General features: G+C 56.5%; 1 protein-coding gene. It reads right to left on the reverse strand.

Annotated features, from left to right (window positions below; genetic code table 11):
- Positions 1-32: 32 nt before the first annotated feature.
- Positions 33-3,857 carry a hypothetical protein gene (locus tag CSA35_09475; GenBank protein ID PIE53783.1) on the reverse strand — a complete coding sequence of 1,275 codons (3,825 nt, stop codon included), beginning with the start codon at positions 3,855-3,857 and terminating at the stop codon, positions 33-35.
- Positions 3,858-3,911: the final 54 nt, after the last annotated feature.

A 3,911-nucleotide genomic window follows, 5' to 3' on the forward strand; every position in this document is an offset into this window, starting at 1 on the left:
ATCACGGTACCGCGAGAACCTTCTTTCTCCCCCTACTCCCTCTTTTCCCTGTACATCCCCACCGCCTTCATAGCCGCTTCCATAAACTTGCCTTCTTTGCCCAGTTCAAGAACCTCCACCGACCGCTTTGTAGCCACATAGGGAATGGGAACCTTCCAGGAAAGGCCCAGGGCAAGCCCCTCCAGCACAAGCCAGCTCCCCCGGCGGAACCTTTCGACCTCCCCTTCCTCACTGTCCAGGATCATACCCAAACCCCTGTAGGTCTTTATTATGGGGGCCGCCAGAGCGTTGTACTGGCTCCCCCGGTAGTGGCCCCTCATGCTCCGGTAGAGCGTCATCCCCTCCCGGCCTATCAGGGGGATGGCCGTCAACGCCTGCTCTGCAAAGGCGTCCTGCATCCATTCTGCCCACCCCTCATCATCATTATCTCCGGGAATACCGTCGCTTGCGGCCTTCATCAATATCGCCGTCACCGAAAGGGCAAAGATGGTTTTCAACCCCTGCTCTACGTTCTTGTGCCGGATATTCTGGGCCATGTCGTAGACGGTCATGCCAAAGGTGGCCGCCGCGTCGGAGGTGAAAATCATGGCAAGCCGCACAAAGCCGCTCTGCCGCCACATCCTGGGATTGTCCCTGGCAAAGGCCGCCTGCTGGGTGAGTCGCACCGCCCTCGAAGCTTCTCTCACGGCTCCTTCCTGGCCCAGCTCTTTCAGGTTCGCCTTGTAGGTGGCCATCCATCCCACCGCCGCCACCCACCTGTCCATTGTGGCAATGGGCACCAGGCTCATATCCACCGCCTCTTCCCACCGGCCTAGCTTCCTGTTCGGGTCGTGCTTCATGGCGTGCATAATGGCACTTCCCGCCCGCTCCCTCATTTGAGGGTCTAGGGCATAGACCTCTTCCAGAAAATCGTTTCCTCGGACGGAAAAGTCCGCCAGGGCAGCTATCAGGTTGTCCGTCCCGGCGGTGGTGATGAACCGGGGAAGACTGGTGGTCTGTTTTAGCACCGTTCCCAGATTGCCCGCAAGATAGGTAATCACCATGCTTTTGGCCGCCATATCCGAAACCCCGTCCAACAGCTCGTAAGAGGCCCTGGCGTCATCCTTAATCTGGGCGTTGTACACGCTTGCCAGGGTGCGCCAGGCTTCGTTGCCGAAACGGGCCTTTATCATGGTGGCGATGTTTTCCCCCGTTGCCGGGTCTGGGGTCAAAAGTGCTCTCGCAAGGTTGCCCGCCACCCTTGCCATTCCTGCGGCGTGCTCGTGGCTTTCCATATCGCTGTGCCAGTTCTCGAAGAGTCCCAGCTTGATGGGCTTCTGGTGCTTCTCGTCAATCTCGAGGCGATCCTGCATAAAGTTCCCCGCCACACGCCCCAGCACTGCCCCTGCGTCCAGCCCCTCTTTTTCCATACTTTCAAGGGAATCCACATCGGTCAGGCCACCAGGGCCGTAAGCCTCCAACCGGTGTATGGACGTATAGAACTCCTCCCGGGTCATGCCCTTGTTGAAGGCATATATGAGAGATTCGTTAATCCTGTCGAAGTTCCGTTCGTGGTCTTCCACCACCAGCTCCGCCGCCCGCTTTTGATCTTCCGACAGAAGCCCTATAAGCTCCTGTACGGTCTTTTCCGGGTTGGGCATTTTGCCGAAAACCCCGTGCAGAATCGCCTTGGCCTTCTTCTCGTTCCACATGCCCACGTAAATATCCATGACTTCGCTGTAGGTAAAGGCCCTTCCTTCAATGGTGGTGGCCACCCTGGCAAAGTCCTTCACCCTGAGCCCCAGAGCCTGGAGTTTGTCTTCCATCCACTGGCGGCGTTCCATCACGTGAAAAAGCACATCCCGCCGGGCTTCGTTCAGGCTGTCCACAAAGGCTCTCACAAAGGCCCCCTGGTACTCCCTGTCTCCCCCGTCTATCCAGTTGCAAAACCTGTCCGGGTTCAATGTTCCCGCAAAAACCCAGTCCTTGGCCTTTTCAAGTCCTCCGAAGATTCCCTTGTACTGCTTGCCCATGTCCTCCCTGCCCGCCCTGATCTTTGCGGTCTTGGGCTTGGTCTTCATAAGCTGGTCACGGAAAGCCCCCTGGAGAATGTCCGACTCTTCTTTGCGGGCGGCCTCCCAAGCCACATACTCCCGGCTTCCTTCTTCAAAGAGGGCCTCCACCCGGTCGTGCAAATCCCAAAGCTCTTCCAGGGTCATGTCGTTCAGGGTTTCGGTGTGCAGGAATTTCAGGTCTTTTTTGCTTATCTTTCCCGCAGCCTCGGGGTTTTCTTCCAAGTACGCTTCGAGCTCCCTCCGGCGTTCCAGGGTTTGGGCGGTGCGTTTCTTCAGGTCGTACTTGCTCAAGAGCTCCTTGATTTCCTGCTGCTTCCCCCAGATGACCCTTTCACTCCTGCCCATCCGCTCAATGTTTCGGACGGCCTTGGAAACTTTCTTTTTCAGTTCCCGGCGTTCTGCCTGTCGGGCTTTGAGTTGTTCCTTCTCAATCTCCCCCAACACCCCCGCTTCCCGGGCTTCCTTGCGCAGGGTTCTTTTCTGGCCCTGAAGTTCCTTGCGGCCTTCCGGGGACTCTTCCAAGCGAAGAGCCTCGTCCAGGGCCTTCAACTCCGCCGCCAGCTCCCCAAGAGTGGTCTCCCGGTCAATCTCCTGTTCGGAAGCCAGAAGACGGGCGTAGAGGTCTTTCATCTCCGGGGAGAGCTCTATGCCCAAAGCGGCCCCTACGTTGTTGTAGAGGTCTATCAGCCAGGCCCGCACACGCCGGAAAACGCTCCGCAACCCCTTGCTCGGGGCCTTCCCCTCGGCGATGTAGGTCTCAAAGCCCTTGGCGAAAAATTCATGGGCCTTGGTTCGGGCTTCCCGGGATTGTTGAAATTCCTCCCAGGTCACCCCCGCTTCCCGCAACACCGTTTCCACGTCCGCTCTCAGCTGGGGGTCTACCCCCTCCATCTGGCTCAGCTGAATCATGGTGTGGAACATGTGGTGTCCCAGTTCGTGGAAGGATCCCAGTTCGTGGAAGGACGTACTTTTGTTGGCCCCGGAAAAAAGGCTGATGAGGCTCCTGCCACTTCGCAGAAACTCCGTCATCCCCCGCACACCCTGATAGAGTCCGGGATGTCCAGAACGGGCCTTGACAAGGTCAGCTTCGGTCTTTATAGTGGGAGCCATAGAGTTTTGCGTGTTCGCCTTGGGCAATTGGAGCCCGTCAGGATTAGTCCACGCAGAGCTCTTTTTTTCGTTTACATAGAGAAGCCTTCCCTCTTCGGCCTGTTTTACAAACCACCTGCTATTCGGTTTGCCATCCATCCCTTTCCCGTAAGCACTGGAAAGGATATTCACATCAAACCCCAGCTCTTTTTTATTCAAAGCTACCGGAGTAATGACGGAAGAGCCAGCACTATCTTTTAACTCTGTCATTACAACGATACTGTCCTTGCGAGAGCCTGATTCAAAAATTGCAATGGGATCGGCCAAAGCTCCCGGAAGTTGTTTGAGGATGTCCCTGTCCATTTCAGGATGATCTTTTAAAACTTGAAGAAGCTTGCTTGCCTTCATCTGCACAGGCAAATGTTGCGCCCCCACCAGAGTGAAGACCAAAGGTGTTGTCATTACGTGCACAGAGCCCTGTGGCGGGAACTCTTTGTTCAGCACTTCATCCACCGTCTTCTCCCACGCCGCTATGTCCTCTTGCAGTTTCTGTTCTGCTTCCTGGGCCTTCTGGAACAGCACCAGCTCCTTCTCGTGAAACTCCGAGATAGCCCGCTGCCTGTCGCCCTGAATCGCCTCGTCATACTCCACCACGTCCACACCATTGCGCTCCAAAACCTCACGAACCGAAGCCGGTGCACTGGAAGGCACCACCGCCCCGGAGAAGTCCCCTATCTGAACAATGCGGTCATTCTTCGCCTCGAAGTA

This window comes from Dethiosulfovibrio peptidovorans, assembly GCA_002748665.1.
Classification (GTDB): domain Bacteria; phylum Synergistota; class Synergistia; order Synergistales; family Dethiosulfovibrionaceae; genus Dethiosulfovibrio; species Dethiosulfovibrio peptidovorans_A.